The sequence below is a fragment of the Nostoc foliaceum FACHB-393 genome (assembly GCF_014698505.1).
GTDB classification, from domain to species: Bacteria; Cyanobacteriota; Cyanobacteriia; order Cyanobacteriales; family Nostocaceae; genus Nostoc; species Nostoc foliaceum_A.
Map to the genome: position 1 here is coordinate 17,714 of NZ_JACJTD010000023.1, position 15,191 is coordinate 32,904.

Consider the following 15,191-nt stretch of genomic DNA (forward strand, 5'->3'; position numbering starts at 1 on the left):
ATGTACATCCTCGCACTTCCAAGCTGAGGTTTTTGCTATGGTAGAATTTTCACCAAGTTCAGATATTATTGGCGAAGGTTTTAGGCATGTCAACAGCCGCACAAGTTACCGATTCTAGTTTCAAGCAAGAAGTACTCGACAGCGATGTACCCGTTTTAGTTGACTTTTGGGCACCCTGGTGCGGACCATGCCGTATGGTAGCTCCTGTTGTCGATGAAATCTCCGAACAGTACAAAGGTCAAATTAAGGTCGTCAAAGTCAACACGGATGAAAATCCTAATGTTGCCAGTCAGTACGGTATCCGTAGCATTCCCACATTAATGATTTTTAAGGATGGACAAAAAGTGGATATGGTAGTCGGCGCTGTGCCTAAAACTACATTAGCTTCCACTCTCGAAAAGTATCTTTGAAACTCAATCGGCAATAAACTCCTCTTGAGTTATCCATCTTGTTCTAACTTTAGGTTAATTTTTATAAACAAGTTTGAGAGGCGCGAATTTCTCGTCTCTCAAACTTGTTTACATTTGTATACAGTTTCCGAATATTTTTAGGAGTTTTCTACCTCAAAAACAATTCCCTTATTCCTGCACTACCAATTTCCACCGCTAGGGCCGCCAACAGAAAACCCAAAAGCTGAGTCACAATCACTCCACCTTCAGCACCAATCCACTGGTCAATTAGATTTGCCAAACGCAAAATTAACCAAGTGATAAACATCGCCCCTAATATACCCACCACGACAGCAATATGCGGACTCTGTGATTTCGACATCAGTAACATTACCGTCGTCAAAGTTCCTGGCCCCGCTAGCAGTGGTAAAGCTAGTGGAGTAATTGCAACGTCGCGTCCTTCCTCAATAATTGGCTGATCTAATTTTCCTTGCAGCATTTGCAAAGCAATTAACAGCAACAATAGTCCTCCTGCTACTCGCAAAGAGCCGATACTGATTTCCAAATAATTTAAAATTACTTGCCCTGCAAAGGCAAATAGCAAAAGAACTGCGATCGCAACGATAATTGCTTTATCTATGACTTTGTTTCTTTGGTCTGGCATCATGCCCTTAGTCAAAACTAAAACAATCGGTATATTGCCCACAGCATCCGCCAAGACAAACACAGCGATAAATGTTTGAATAAGAATAGAAATATCCACAGCAAACAGCTTTTATCAGGGTTTGATCACAACCTAATCCTTGTCTTGCTCAGTTTGCTATAACCCAGAGGAAGATTAAGATCAGCAATAAAACAAGTCTGTTAAAGCAAAGCAACGCTGACGCATTTCTAATTAAGTTCCACAGATGTTGAAGTAGCGATATATTTTGATAATCTATCTTCCATAAATCAACTGTTCGTTGTTGAATCTATGAAGTCTTATTTAGCCGCCGCTATTCAATTGACCAGTGTGCCCGATCTACACAAAAATTTGGCACAGGCAGAAGAATTAATAGAGCTTGCCGTGCGTCAAGGTGCTGAATTGGTAGGTTTGCCAGAAAACTTTTCCTATATGGGAGAAGAAAATGACAAACTTGCGCAAGGCGATGCGATCGCTCTTGAAAGTGAAAAATTTCTCAAAAAAATGGCTCAACGCTTTCAAATTACGATCTTGGGCGGCAGCTTTCCAGTTCCGGTAGACAATACAGGCAAAGTTTATAACACCACTCTACTTATCGATCCCAGCGGTCAAGAGCTTGCCCGTTACTACAAAGTACATTTATTTGATGTTAACGTTCCCGACGGCAACACCTATCGTGAATCCAGCACGGTTGTGGCTGGTACACAACTACCCCCCGTGTATTTCTCAGAAAAACTCGGTAACTTAGGACTTTCTATTTGTTATGATGTCCGCTTCCCTGAACTGTACCGTCATCTAGCAGATAAGGGAGCTGATATTATCTTTATTCCCGCCGCCTTTACCGCCTTTACTGGCAAAGACCACTGGCAAGTACTACTACAAGCCAGAGCCATCGAAAATACAGCTTACGTCATTGCTCCTGCCCAAACAGGCAATAACTACGGTCGTCGTCTAACTCACGGGCACGCCGTTATTATTGACCCTTGGGGCGTAATTTTAGCCGATGCTGGCGAAAAACCAGGAATTGCGATCGCAGAAATCAAGCCCACTCGGCTCGAACAAGTCCGCCGTCAAATGCCCTCTTTACAACATCGGGTGTTCTAGGCACTGGTTAAGAAGCAAGGGAGCAGGGAGCAAGGGGGAAGAGTTTTCCCTTCTTCTCCCCGTACCCTCCCCCTCTTTTCAATGTCCAGTTCTTATAAATAAAACAAAAAACCGGGTAAACACCCGGTTTCTGACAACATTCAAATCCTCAGTTTTTTAAGAGCATAGTCCTGCTATGCCCCTATTTATTTGTTGTGAGAATTAAACTTTAGCAGCTGCTTTGGTAACAACGTTGAGTTCACCTTTAGCATACTTAGCAGCAAAATCTTCCAAAGAAATTTGCTTGATCTTGCTTGCATTGCCAGCTGTGCCAAATTGCTGATAGCGTTCAGCACAAACCTTCTGCATATATGTAATGGAAGGCTTGAGGAAGTGACGGGGGTCAAACTCCTCTGGTTTTTTAGCCAAAGCTTCACGTACAGCAGCAGTAATAGCCAAACGGTTGTCGGTGTCGATATTTACTTTACGTACACCACTCTTAATACCTTTTTGGATTTCTTCTACAGGTACACCGTAGGTTTCAGGAATTGCACCACCATACTGGTTAATTAGCGCCAGTAAATCTTCTGGTACAGAAGATGAACCATGCATTACCAAGTGGGTGTTAGGCAAACGGCGGTGAATTTCTTCAATGCGGCTGATTGCCAAAATTTCCCCAGTCGGTTTGCGGGTAAACTTGTAAGCACCGTGGCTTGTGCCAATGGCAACAGCCAAAGCATCTACTTGGGTTGCTTCTACGAACTCAACAGCTTCATCGGGATCGGTTAGCAGTTGTGAGTGGTCGAGTGTACCTTCAAAGCCGTGACCATCTTCAGCTTCACCAGCACCAGTTTCTAGAGAACCCAAACAACCGAGTTCACCTTCAACGCTGACACCCAAAGCATGAGCGACATTTACAACTTCGCGGGTAACATTAACGTTGTACTCGAAGCTCGCGGGGGTCTTCGCATCAGCTTCTAAAGAACCATCCATCATCACGCTGGTGAAGTTGTTCTTGATTGCTGAGTAGCAGGTAGCAGGCGCATTACCATGATCTTGGTGCATGACAATGGGAATGTGAGGATAGGTTTCTACCGCTGCCAAAATCAGGTGGCGGAGGAAGTTTTCTCCTGCATAATTACGAGCGCCGCGTGAAGCTTGTAAAATTACGGGGCTATCTGTCTCGACGGCAGCCTTCAGGATCGCCTGAATCTGCTCCAAATTGTTAACGTTGAAAGCTGGGATGCCATAACCGTTTTCAGCTGCGTGATCCAACAGTAGCCGCAGTGGTACAAGCGCCATAGATAGTCCTCCTAATGTGGTTGTCAGCTAGTCGGTCTGAGAGAAGCGTAATTATTACGCTAAATCTTAAGAGTTTTTTCAACTTATAGGAAATTATAACTAGTGTCGTGTGCCTATGTTGAAAAAGTTTACGCCATAGTTACTATAAATATGTTCTATACTTGCTCTCTACTGCTGTACTATGCCCCATGCTTGCTCTGTGTTGCTGTACATTTAGTTACCCTACAGTTCGTAGCTCTGGTAGCCCACTATCCAAAATGGTCATTTGAAAGCGATCGCACTCCTGAATATTTTCCCAGATCAAGAAGCGATCGCCTCAGCCTAAATCTGCTAATTTCTGGACAAATGCTACGTGTTCAGGTGATTGCAAGCCTCTTTGTAAAACACTTAACACGGACTGCATATTCCCCCCTAATAACTCTGCAACCGCTAACCACAACCCTGGAAAAATTTGACTACGGAGAATTCCGTTACTATCAGTAGCCAACTCTAAATACTCACCCTGTTCCAAATATAACCAACTCAATTTCTGATTGAGTACTTGCCAGACGATATATTCTTTGACTCCATTGCAACGATAGGCTTGTTTTTTGGCATGGAGGTCGATGGCGACACTACTAGCGGCCATTTCGACAATTAACTCTGGTGCGCCTTCAATATAATCCTCCACATCCAGCCTTGCTTGACCATTGCGGAAATTTATTGTATCTGTTTTGCGATCGCCATGACCGCAATTAATCAAGAAATGCATAGGCATAGCCTTTGTGTTATTAGCTAAAAAAGCGATCGCTATGCTGCACAAATCTGAAAATGTCTTTAATGCAAGAATTTGGAATTTTGAATGATTAGCTGCTATCTGTTTGTTGATTTTAATCGCAAGTTGGTGGTGTTCATATATCTGTCAACATAGAGAATATTTTCATAGATACACTCAAAGCTTCTGACAGTCTTAAGGTTAGTTTTTCCACTGCCTCTGATGTGTATGGGTTGATTAAAATATCTACCTGTTGAGCTACTTGAATAGCTTTAGATAATTCCTCTATGATTGTAGGATATGCTTGATCGGCACCTGGTTGTATAACACAAAGTGTAGTACCCCATTGTTGCCCGTTAATATCAGCACTCCAAGAGCCTATCTCCCCAGAATTATATGTCAACCATTGATAATTAACCGCTTGTAAGTCTGACAAAAGCTCTTTAAGAGTCTTTATTGAGTAGCCAATTGCCTTTGGATAACCAATACCTTCTGTTAATTTATGGTAAACGTCTTGTTTGTCTAAGCTGACTGCGAAAGATTGAGTCGCAGAAGTGATTGGTTGACTAAAGACTACAAAACTTTTATCAGCAGGTTCAAAGGTAATAAACGATAGAGTGCCAAGACCTTGAGGTTTAACAGGCTCTATGAGCAAAGGAGTCTGTGTCAAGCCAATATCTTGCACCTTCTGCTTAGTAGCATTCAGTAAATTATTGTTGGATATTTTCGTGGTGATACTGGATATTGATTGGAGTAAGCCAAAAGTAAACGCTGACAATCCTAGAGTTTGTGAAGTGCTGGCTGCCGCCTTCTCATCTGCTTTGCACGCACTCATCAGCAGACCATTCACTTGCTGATCATTTTTTGCAAGTGTTAAAGATTTGAGAGTGCCAGATTCTACTAAATCTCGAAAAGATAATAGTGTTTGAATGACAGGCTGACCAAATGGCTGATAATCTACATTACTATCTAGTTCTGCTGCTAGAGACTTGCTCAATTCATTAGCTGGTGGAAACCAGCTTTTTATCTTGGCAGGTTCCTCTCCAGGCTGAGAGATAAAAAAGGCTTTATCCATTCCTCCAGAGAAACAGCTATCCAGCACTATGCTTAAAATACCTGAAGGCAATGATTGTGTTAATTGACTCAATCCATCGCCAAAAAAGAATTGTTCATCTGATGTAACTAGACATTCTTTTAGCACACCATCTTTTAGAGTTTGATACCCATGTCCAGAATAATAAAATACTAGATGATCGTCCGGATTTGGGTCTTGAAATAACCATTTCAAATCTGCCAATAGATGATTAAGAGTTGCGTCTGTATCCTGGAGCTTACGAATATCACTAAAACCATAACTATCTATCAAAAGATTAGAAAAATGGTTAGAATCATTAACGCAACTAGGTAAATTATTTACCGATGTTTTGTAAGTATTAATTCCAACAATAAGAGCTTTTCTCTTGGGCATTGTGAATTTTCACCTGTTCAAATTTTAAAGAATATAGGAGTTATGCCTTGACAGCAAATACCAAATATGGGTGACTGGAAAAACATGTTTTTCATAGAGGTTTAAGCAATGCTAAACCCCTATAGTGTGGGTAAATATACAATCAAAGAACGATGAATCAAAGCCGGAAACAACATATTTGGCTTGAGGAATGAAACCCAACATTTTCGAGCATTTGTTGAGTTTCACTTCGTACCCCTATGGGTAAGCAAGCTACAATCCAAGCATATTGTCTTATAGTAGCAACGTCAGTTGTAGGATAATTTTTTTTCAGAGGTCTATTATGTTTTTTTGGAGATATTAGAAACAACTAAAAATCACATAATGATAAGTATGACCTCTTTCTTGACTAACCTAACTAGCTACTACCCGATTCGTAGCTTTCCACTGCTTCTCACCACTGGTTGAGTCTTTTAAGGAAAGCTCAATATCAATTGATTTAAGATTTGTCAGATCCAGCTCATACAGTTTTGATGCAGATACATCAGATTTGATCAAGTCTCCTTCTTGTAAATCAGTAGCATAGGCAAAATATAGCTTTGGAGTTAGTTTGAAATTTGCCTGATCGCCTTTAGATACTCCACGTTTGATAACGAGTGAAGTTCCATCTTTTGCTAGTCCTATATCAATCTTCTGAGAAGCATTGTTAACGCACCCTACCAATCCATCTACGGTCTGACCAGACACTTGCTCTAACCTTTGGAAGTTTCCTTGGGTATAGAATTGCCATAATTGTCCAACTGGAGTTGATTTGATTGTACCTCGCTGCTTTGAATCGTAAACTTCTGCACTTTCTTTAACCTGAATCTGAAGACTTACAGGGTAAGTAATGGAGTCACTTCCGGCATTCCCTAACGGCACTATTTTCCAAGCTGTGGGAAATAGTGTGTCATACATTTCGTTCAGATTAGTTGGTTTTTGGAAAACCAAAATATACTGATCTCCTGCATCTTTATTGGAAAGATTGATAGTGATATCGCCATTACTAAAATCTTTGGTTGGTGAGCTTGCTCCAGAAGTTAAAGTTAAATCCTTGAGCATATAGGGAATTTTTGCTGCTGCCGCTATTGCCTCTGATACTCGTAATATCAATCCTTCCACAGCTTGTGGAGTGTACGGATTGACCAGTAAGTTAGCTCCTTCTGCCGCCTGAATGGCTTGCGATAACTTCTCAACTATTGTCGGGTATGCTATACCTAACTCGATAGTATCTAGATAACTACCCCAGGAATTTCCCTTAATTTCAGCGTTCCAAAACTGTCCATCGGCAAAATTGTACGTCAACCATTTGTAATTAACTGGTTGGAGGTCTGACAAGATTTCTTTAAGAGTATTGATGGAATAACCACTCGACTGCTGATTACTAATGCCAGCTTTTAATTGGTTAAATAATTCTTGTTTAGTCATGCTCACTGCAAAGCCTTTATTCACAAATGGGGCTTTCTCGACTACTTTAGTATCATCTTTGTCTGTGATACGGAGCAGTAAGGTAGTAGAATCATTGCCGATCACTATTTTTAGGGTGTAGGGACTTTCATGTTCCACCCATAGTCCATTTGGGAGGTATTGTGTGAAATCGTAGCTTTTTGTGACGGGGTTATAGCGACTGTCTAAAGTATCGATATCGATAGTCAACAATGTCCCGCTGATTGCGGGACTGCTTGTGTTGGGGGTCACGGTAATAACATTTCCAGCGAACTGTCCTGCTAATTTATAGGAAATATTTGCATTGCCACTCGTGGAATTGTGAAATGTTATATTGGCTAGCCTAACCATAGTTTTATCCTCCAAAAAAATAAGGAATCGTTGCAAAATCGTAATATCGTCAATTTGCAGAGAGCTATTAGGGAGAATCCTTTTTAACTCTCTACACTTTTAAGACGATCGCCAAAGTCAATTTCGGAATTTTTCGAGTTAGAGACTTTTTTCCTAACTAGATTCAAGCCTCAAGTAAGAGAACCATTTCGCAACATGGTTTGTAACCGTTTGAGCGCCTTTTTAACCTCCCCGTGGCTAGGGTAAAGCAATTGCTGACTCAAAGCATGTTGATAAGCCTTGATAGCACCCAACTCATCCTCCAATCCCTCTAATGCTCTCCCTTGCCAGTAATAAGCACTAGCGGGGTCGAACTCCATCAATTCTTGAGCTTGCAAACAAGCTTCTTGCCAATACCGCCGACTAGTCTGATCGTTTCCTAGCACTTGATAACTCTCTCCCAGCCAAACCAACCCAGGCAAAGATTGCAGATAACCCCCTTTTTCTAGAAAGAACTGCCATCCTTGCACTAACGCCTCTAGCGCCTCTATGTGTTTAAGAGCCAATGCCAACACTCGCCCGTGACGAAACCAAGGATCGGGTAAGTGGGGCTGAAGTTGTGTCGCCTGCATAGAAACACTACACCCCCGCTCAATCTCGTTAAAATTTTCCACTAGTACCCGGCCCGCCGTTACCCAAACACTCCAATGTTCAGGAAAACGCTCAAGCATCTCTTCCAATATCGGTTTTAACTCCTCCAATTTCCCCGCAGCAGGCAAAATCTCACACAATGCCCGATAGATTTCACAATCATTTGGATAAAGATAATAAGCTTTGAGAATTGCCTCAGCTGCTGCTTGATTTTGGGCTGTGTCAAACAAGCATCGTCCATAGTAATACCAACCACTAGGATTATTGGGGTGTTTCTCAGTAAACTCTGCCAACACTCCTACCCCTTGCGCCCAATCTCCTCGGAAAATGTGATAATATGCCAGCAATTTGTTGAATTCAGACGCATTTGGAGCCTGTTGCAGAGCAGAGCCAATAATTTTTTTAGTTTCTTTGCCGGACTCACCTAATACCAATCTCATCCGATAACGCTCATCCAACTGTCGCTGGAGTACCCGCAAATCATCAGGTGCTAACTCTATAACTCTGCTCAATTTCTGTCTAGCTGCCTGAAAGTCCCCTACCGCTATCAGTGCGTCATAGCTGTGAATCAAGGCAACAAGATCGTCTGGGTCGAGTGACAAGACCACATCAAAAGCTTGCAAAGCTGCAATACTATTCTCTCTCGCCATCTGCACCTGTCCCAAAGCCAGCCAGTGAACTACTTTATCGGGTTCTAAGGAAGTTGCGATCTCGAAAGCCTTTATTGCTGCCTCAGTGTGACTTTTACAAACTTCAATCAATCCATTTATATGCTGCCGAGTCGCTTCATTGCGCGACAAGGGCAAGGCATTCTCATAAACCTCTATTGCTTCTGCCTCTCGTCCCATCATCTGCAAGATTTTCCCTAGCTGTAGGCGCACATCAATCAATTGAGGCTGTCGCTCGATCAGTTGGCGATATTCCTCAACCGCCTGCTGCCAATTTCCCATTTCGTATAGTAGTTGAGCCAATTCCAACCGTTTCTTCCATCCTTGGGGATACTTCTGCACGTACTTAGTTAAAGTTTTTAATTTCTGGTCTTGTCTAGTCGGCTTTTCATCTAAAACTAGGTGAACATTCATCTCCACGCCAGAGGGTTGGGAGAACTGTACCAAGAATGTGGCAAGGTTGTTAGACATATAGCAGTTAGTTTGTAATTGATTTGCTCCACAATGCTTTGGGTTGCGATCGCCGCTTCCCATTCAGATATGATTGTTTCATCGCGTTTAGACTCTTCTACCGGCGAAATCACCCATTTGCGGGGTTGTCGATAATCCAAAGAAGTGTCATCTTCGCCCGCTAGATACTTGTTCAACTGCTTTCGCAGAATGGTTCGTGCCTGTTGAACTCGTTTGTAAACGTTCTCTTCGGAGAGGACTAGTTGGTTAGCAATATCTTTGTAAGGCTTATCTTTGCAGTAGCGTAGGATAAAAGGATCGCGTAGTCTGGGAGGCAAGGCCTCTATGGTTTGGTAGAGGTATGCCCTCATCTCACGACGGGAAATGTCTAATTCAGGTGATTCGATGCTGGAAGTGACTTCTACACCATCTGCAAATTTAATGTCTTCAATGTTTTCAATGCTTTGCTCGCTTCGCTTGCGTTTTCGATGTATATCCATGCACAGATTATGAATAAGTCGGGTCAACCAAGCTTTAGGATTGGTCATTTTCCCGGCATAGTCTGGCCATTTCTTCCAAGCTTTCAGCATTGCTAAACTAAGAGAGTCTTCGGCATCATTGCGATCGCCACCCATCCACTGGAGGCAGCGACTGTAATGATAATCTCGATATTGCTGCCATAACAGCCAAAAGTCTGTGCGTAGGCGTAGTCCCTCGTAGACATCGCATTGAGCCGTTTGTCTCAATTGAATTGTCTCTTCCAATACATTATGCAAAATATTTGTGGAAGCAATGCTATGGTTAATCGATGCATCAGGCATATCTAAGCCTGCATCATTAAGTTGGAGGCTGTTAGAACGATTTATCATAGGTTAAATTCAGCTTGTATTCTATAATCTTTGTTAAAGATAGATTCTCTTGAATATTGGCAAGTTTGAATTCTAGTTAGAATCCAGTCAGATCCAAAGATTTATTTAATAGATACTCTTTAGGGTTAACTTTTTTTAATTTAGTCGTTCATTTCAGAAAATGAAACCTATAAATCTCATATAGATTTCATATATTTTTGCTAAACCTCATATTGAATTTTTCCACTCGCCCTTATTCATACATTTCTGAATACATCATTTTGAGCGATCGCCCTCTGTAGACTGTTTCTAAAAAAAACAGACATGATCAGCATAAACTAATAGCCGTCTATCCTTAGATATCCAAGTACTTATAGGTTTTTATACCATAGATAAAATAACCCTGAATTTTAAAAGCCTGGTTATGTCAAGATTTATAACTGATATTGGTAATCAACCTTATTCCTAAGAAATGGTTCAAAGTCTTTGCAACTAAAGCTTACGCATTTTTTTATCAAAAAAATTATTAAAAAATTCTAAGTTATTCGTTAATTTAAATATTTTAAAAATTATGAGTGCTAAAAAAACTGTAATCTATTATTAATTTCGCAAAATTCACGATATTTATGGGAAAAAGCTCATTTTGATGGTTTTGCAAACTCTGGTTTTTTCATCACCCATTTTTATGAACTCAGAGCTACTAAGAAGTAGCCTGTAAAAAAACGCGCATAAAATTTAGAAGCCAGAATAGTTAAAGAATTAGGAGAACCTATGATAAATAAATATAGTAACCATACAAAACTCCTTACAAATTCTGACTCCTGAGTTCTGAATTATTACAAAATAACAGTGTTTATTAGCTTGAGAACTTATCGTCAACGCTCAAATTATCGTTTGTGGGTAAGCTTTTTTTTCTTTTTAAAATAGATATTCACGGGCAATTGCCCACAAAGAGAGCATGAAAATCGGGAGTATCTCAACTTGATAAAAATATCTAGGAAAAAATCCGAAAAGCAACAACTTAAGTTTGTAGATTACCCTATACCGACAAAATTGAGATATACTCGAAAATCTCTCTTTTCCATTTCCTAATCTCCAATTCTGCCTGCTTTTCAAAAAAGAAAGTTATCTTGAAGCTTTTATGACAATAGATTTGATCCTTGATATTATTAATCGCAAGTTGGTGGAAGTCCCAGATAATCCGCTCCATTCTACGGAAATTCTAGTTTTACAGGGGATCTGGCAGGACAAAACCTATGAGGAAATAGCTCAAGAAGAAAAATATAGCTGCGGCTACATTACCAATGTTGTTGCTCCGCGATTGTACCAAAAACTCTCTTTGGTTTTCGGCAAGCGCGTTACAAAAAAAAATTGTCGAGTGGTGCTGGAATCTTATACAGCAGTACAAGCTACATCAGATGTCAAGTCGCTGAAATTAAACTTTGGAGATTTCAATCTAGGTATTGAACAAAATACATCTCCTTGTTACCCCAGTGCTTCAGTCTCTCTTAACTCACCCTTTTATATTGAACATCCTAATATTCAGAAATCTGTTTATGCAGAAATTACAAAACAAGGAGCATTAGTGCGGATTAAAGCTCCGAGGGAAATGGGAAAAAGTTCTTTAATGGTGAGGATTTTAGATTATGCGGAGCGTATGGGCTACCGTACAGTTAGCTTGAACCTTGAGCAAGTTGACCAGACAATTTTAAGCGATCCAAATCTATTTTTGCGTTGGCTATGTGCCAATATCACTCAACAGCTTCAGATGGAGCAAAAACTAGACGAATTTTGGAATAAAGATTTCGGTAGCAAACTGAGTTGTACTTTCTATTTACGAAACTATGTACTAAAGCAAATTGATACTCCTCTGGTTTTAGCATTAGATGAGGTGAACTATATTTTTGAGCATCCGGAAGTAGCAAAAGATTTTTTTCCCCTGTTGCGTTCGTGGTTTGAAGAAGCTAAAAGATGCAAAATCTGGCAAAAGCTACGCTTAGTGGTGGTGCATTCAACGGAAATTTATGTTCCTTTACAACTTCAGCAGTCACCTTTCAATATTGGGTTACCAATTCAGTTACCTGACTTTAATTTAGAGCAGGTGCAGCAATTAGCTCAACGTTACGATCTGAAGTGGTCTGATGGCGAGGAAGCAAAGCAATTGATGGCATTAGTTGGGGGACATCCAGGACTAATACACATAGCGATCTATTACCTCAGTTGTAAGAAGATAACTTTAGCGCAACTACTGGAAACTGCTCCTACATCCACTGGAATTTATGCTCATCATTTGCAGCGTCATTTGACAATGTTGCAAGAACAGCCAAAATTAGCGATCGCTCTTTACAATGTGATGAATGCTAGTGAACCTGTGCCATTAGAACCCATTATTGCTTACAAGTTAAACAGTATGGGACTGATTAAGTTAGATAACAATAAAGCAATACCTAGTTCTCAACTATATCGGCAATACTTTCAACCAGCATCCTTAGATGAAAAAAGGCAGATAGTGAGGGTGAACTAATATTTCAGGTAATTTATTCTGTTTCGGATTTGATTTCTATTGAGATTATTCTGTCTAGTTTCAAGATAATTTTTTCAAGAAATAATATGTCTAAAAACAATGAATTTAAAATTTAGAAAAATGGCTGCAATCACTCGTTTTTAAAGTAAAGTTTTTAGTTAAAAATAAACTCTGATTGTTTTAGTTATATTTATTGAAATGGATTCAATGCAATAGTAAATAAGATGCTGAATATACCAGTTTTCAAACATTGTTACTCCCTTGAAACGATCCAACCAGATTGGGTATTTTTATTATCTGAAAGAGATGCAGTTTGGTTTAGCGATCGCATCTTTTATTGTTTAGCATCTTTAATCGATGGTCATCACAATATTGACGAAATTATCGACATAATTCAATTAGAACTACTGCCAGACGAAAAATTATTTCCAGACCATAATTCCTTTTTTCAAAATATTCTTGATACCAGTATAAAAGCCCAACATGCTCTATTTGAAATGGAAAGACAGGGCTATATTTTGGAACAAGATGAGGAAGTGCGATCGCACTTAGCTATCTTCTGCAATCATCTTAATATCAAACCTAGCGAAGCTCATCGAAGATTACAATCAAATAAAGTAGCAGTAAAAACCTGCGGTTCCCTTCACGCTGAAGATTTTATTGCCATTCTCAAATCACTTCAAATTCAAGTAGCCGATGAAGGAGATTTCACAGTAGTTTTAACTGATGATTATCTCCACCCAAATCTAGATGAATTCAATCAACAAGCGTTACAGTCCCAATCTCCCTGGATGTTAGTCAATCCCTTGGGAACAATCGTTTGGATAGGCCCTCTATTTCAAGGTAACAAAACCGCTTGTTGGGAATGTCTAGCCCGCCGCTTACGAGATAATAAACCAGTTCAAGCATTTATTCAAAGACATAAAAACATTTCTACTCCTTTATCCCCACCTTTAGGCTTCCTAGCATCTACAGTGCAAACCGCTTTAGGAATAGCAGCCACAGAGTTATTCAAGTGGATTGTTCAAGGAGAAAATAAACGTCTAGAAGAGACTTTATTGACCTATGATACCCTCACTTTACAAACTCAAGACCATAAAGTAGTTAAGCGTCCTCAATGTCCTAGCTGTGGGGAAATATCCAATGGTTTGATAAGCAAACCCTTACCCGTTGTTTTAGAACACTGCAAAAAAACATTTACCGCAGATGGTGGACACCGTTCTTGTTCACCCCAAGAAACGCTGAGAAAATATCAACATCTTATTAGTCCGATTACGGGTATTGTTCGAGAACTGAGCAAGATACCAGAAAATCAATTAACCCATACTTATGTTGCCAAGCACCACTTTCTGAGTATTTTTGATGATTTAACTAGCCTCCGCCAAAATATTGGAGGTAGAAGTTCAGGAAAAGGTAGAACTGATAACCAGGCTAAAGCAAGTGGCTTTTGTGAAGCCATTGAGCGATATTCTGGAGTTTTTCAGGGAGATGAAATCAAAAAAAATGCCAGTTATTACCAACTGAAAGACAAAGCGATTCATCCCAATGTTTGTATGAATTTTAGCCAACAACAATACCAGATGCGAGAACAATGGAATACTCAATGTAAAGGTTGGTTTCAAAAAGTTCCAGAACCTTTTGATGTGGAAAGAGAAATTGACTGGACACCAGTTTGGTCGTTAACTCACGAAGAATTTAAATATCTGCCAACTGCTTATTGTTATTATGGCTATCCTTCATCTCAGCAACCTGATTGTTGGGCAGACTCCAATGGTTGTGCAGCAGGTAATACCCTTGAAGAAGCTATTCTCCAAGGATTTATGGAATTAGTAGAACGGGATTGTGTGGCTTTGTGGTGGTATAATCGCCTCCAGAAACCCCAGGTGGATTTAGACAGTTTTAATGAACCCTATTTTATAAGACTAAAACAGTATTACCAGAGTGTTGAGCGAGAACTATGGGTGTTGGATCTGACCAGTGATTTTAATATTCCCACATTTGCCGCCATTACTCGCAGAATGAATCGGGAAGTAGAAGATATTATATTAGGCTATGGAACTCATTTTGATGCCAAAATTGCTCTGAGTAGAGCTTTGACTGAAGTTAACCAAATTCTGCCTAACCTTTTATACGCAAAAGATGATGGTAGTACTCAATATCCTGCATCTGGCGATCGCCTAGCAATAGATTGGTGGAAAACTGCAACTTTAGTCAATCAAGCTTATCTGATTCCCGATGACAAAATTCCTGCCAAAGTCTATGCAGATTATCCCCAAATTGCCCGCGATGATTTGCTAGAAGATATCAAACTCTGTCAACAACTTGTTGAGAAAAACGGTCTAGAAATGCTCGTTTTAGATCAGACTCGTCCCGATGTTGGACTTAGAGTAGCTAAAGTGATAGTTCCAGGAATGCGCCACATGTGGAAGCGTTTAGGTTCAGGAAGATTATATGATGTTCCTGTGAAAATGGGATGGTTGAAAGAGCCATTAACAGAAAATCAAATTAATCCTTTTCCCATGTGGATGTGAATGTTTTAGTTATGAAAATTTTAGCTTCCAAATAGGGAGCAAGGTAT

Annotated in this window: 11 protein-coding genes; 4 read left to right on the plus strand and 7 right to left on the minus strand. The window is 40.1% G+C overall.

The genetic code is table 11. The features are described from left to right. Nucleotides 1-86 precede the first annotated feature (86 nt). On the plus strand, nucleotides 87-410 hold the full coding sequence (trxA, locus tag H6G92_RS19465) for a thioredoxin (RefSeq protein ID WP_190895257.1): 324 nt from the start codon (nucleotides 87-89) through the stop codon (nucleotides 408-410). Nucleotides 411-558: 148 nt separating this feature from the next. Here the strand turns inward: trxA and H6G92_RS19470 are convergent, their stop codons facing one another. Further along, nucleotides 559-1,152: a MarC family protein gene (locus H6G92_RS19470; protein ID WP_190895258.1), complete on the minus strand. Its 594-nt coding sequence runs from the start codon at nucleotides 1,150-1,152 to the stop codon at nucleotides 559-561. A gap of 210 nt (nucleotides 1,153-1,362) precedes the next feature. Between H6G92_RS19470 and H6G92_RS19475 the strand changes: the two genes are divergently transcribed. Next, complete coding sequence (locus H6G92_RS19475) at nucleotides 1,363-2,175, plus strand: carbon-nitrogen hydrolase family protein (RefSeq protein WP_190895259.1); 813 nt, start codon at nucleotides 1,363-1,365, stop codon at nucleotides 2,173-2,175. A 201-nt stretch (nucleotides 2,176-2,376) separates the two neighbouring features. On the opposite strand, the gene fba is transcribed toward H6G92_RS19475, so the two are convergent. The 6 genes from fba to H6G92_RS19505 form a co-directional block, all read right to left on the minus strand. After that, nucleotides 2,377-3,456: a class II fructose-bisphosphate aldolase gene (fba, locus tag H6G92_RS19480; protein WP_069070843.1), complete on the minus strand. Its 1,080-nt coding sequence runs from the start codon at nucleotides 3,454-3,456 to the stop codon at nucleotides 2,377-2,379. A gap of 316 nt (nucleotides 3,457-3,772) precedes the next feature. Further along, nucleotides 3,773-4,213, minus strand: a complete 441-nt coding sequence (locus tag H6G92_RS19485; protein ID WP_190895260.1) for a Uma2 family endonuclease — start codon at nucleotides 4,211-4,213, stop codon at nucleotides 3,773-3,775. A 133-nt stretch (nucleotides 4,214-4,346) separates the two neighbouring features. Beyond that, nucleotides 4,347-5,678, minus strand: a complete 1,332-nt coding sequence (locus H6G92_RS19490; RefSeq protein WP_190895261.1) for a caspase family protein — start codon at nucleotides 5,676-5,678, stop codon at nucleotides 4,347-4,349. Between the two features lie 393 nt (nucleotides 5,679-6,071). Continuing rightward, a complete protein-coding gene (locus H6G92_RS19495) occupies nucleotides 6,072-7,493 on the minus strand; it encodes a hypothetical protein (RefSeq protein WP_190895262.1) in 1,422 nt (473 codons plus the stop codon). Between the two features lie 170 nt (nucleotides 7,494-7,663). Continuing rightward, on the minus strand, nucleotides 7,664-9,262 hold the full coding sequence (locus H6G92_RS19500; protein WP_242059227.1) for a tetratricopeptide repeat protein: 1,599 nt from the start codon (nucleotides 9,260-9,262) through the stop codon (nucleotides 7,664-7,666). After that, a complete protein-coding gene (locus H6G92_RS19505) occupies nucleotides 9,202-10,110 on the minus strand; it encodes an RNA polymerase sigma factor (RefSeq protein ID WP_190895263.1) in 909 nt (302 codons plus the stop codon). Before H6G92_RS19505 ends, H6G92_RS19500 begins: the two co-directional genes overlap by 61 nt. A gap of 1,120 nt (nucleotides 10,111-11,230) precedes the next feature. Here H6G92_RS19505 and H6G92_RS19510 point away from each other — a divergent pair. Together H6G92_RS19510 and H6G92_RS19515 are read left to right on the plus strand one after the other, a co-directional pair. Next, nucleotides 11,231-12,613: an AAA-like domain-containing protein gene (locus H6G92_RS19510; RefSeq protein WP_190895264.1), complete on the plus strand. Its 1,383-nt coding sequence runs from the start codon at nucleotides 11,231-11,233 to the stop codon at nucleotides 12,611-12,613. Nucleotides 12,614-12,837: 224 nt separating this feature from the next. Beyond that, complete coding sequence (locus tag H6G92_RS19515; RefSeq protein WP_190895265.1) at nucleotides 12,838-15,144, plus strand: TOMM precursor leader peptide-binding protein; 2,307 nt, start codon at nucleotides 12,838-12,840, stop codon at nucleotides 15,142-15,144. Nucleotides 15,145-15,191: the final 47 nt, after the last annotated feature.

Excerpts from the sequence above, each read along its gene's own strand:
- trxA (WP_190895257.1), top strand. The coding sequence starts at position 87 with ATGTCAACAGCCGCACAAGTTACCGATTCTAGTTTCAAGCAAGAAGTA.
- H6G92_RS19475 (WP_190895259.1), top strand. The coding sequence starts at position 1,363 with ATGAAGTCTTATTTAGCCGCCGCTATTCAATTGACCAGTGTGCCCGAT.
- fba (WP_069070843.1), bottom strand. The coding sequence starts at position 3,456 with ATGGCGCTTGTACCACTGCGGCTACTGTTGGATCACGCAGCTGAAAAC.
- H6G92_RS19485 (WP_190895260.1), bottom strand. The coding sequence starts at position 4,213 with ATGCCTATGCATTTCTTGATTAATTGCGGTCATGGCGATCGCAAAACA.
- H6G92_RS19490 (WP_190895261.1), bottom strand. The coding sequence starts at position 5,678 with ATGCCCAAGAGAAAAGCTCTTATTGTTGGAATTAATACTTACAAAACA.
- H6G92_RS19495 (WP_190895262.1), bottom strand. The coding sequence starts at position 7,493 with ATGGTTAGGCTAGCCAATATAACATTTCACAATTCCACGAGTGGCAAT.
- H6G92_RS19500 (WP_242059227.1), bottom strand. The coding sequence starts at position 9,262 with ATGTCTAACAACCTTGCCACATTCTTGGTACAGTTCTCCCAACCCTCT.
- H6G92_RS19505 (WP_190895263.1), bottom strand. The coding sequence starts at position 10,110 with ATGATAAATCGTTCTAACAGCCTCCAACTTAATGATGCAGGCTTAGAT.
- H6G92_RS19510 (WP_190895264.1), top strand. The coding sequence starts at position 11,231 with ATGACAATAGATTTGATCCTTGATATTATTAATCGCAAGTTGGTGGAA.
- H6G92_RS19515 (WP_190895265.1), top strand. The coding sequence starts at position 12,838 with ATGCTGAATATACCAGTTTTCAAACATTGTTACTCCCTTGAAACGATC.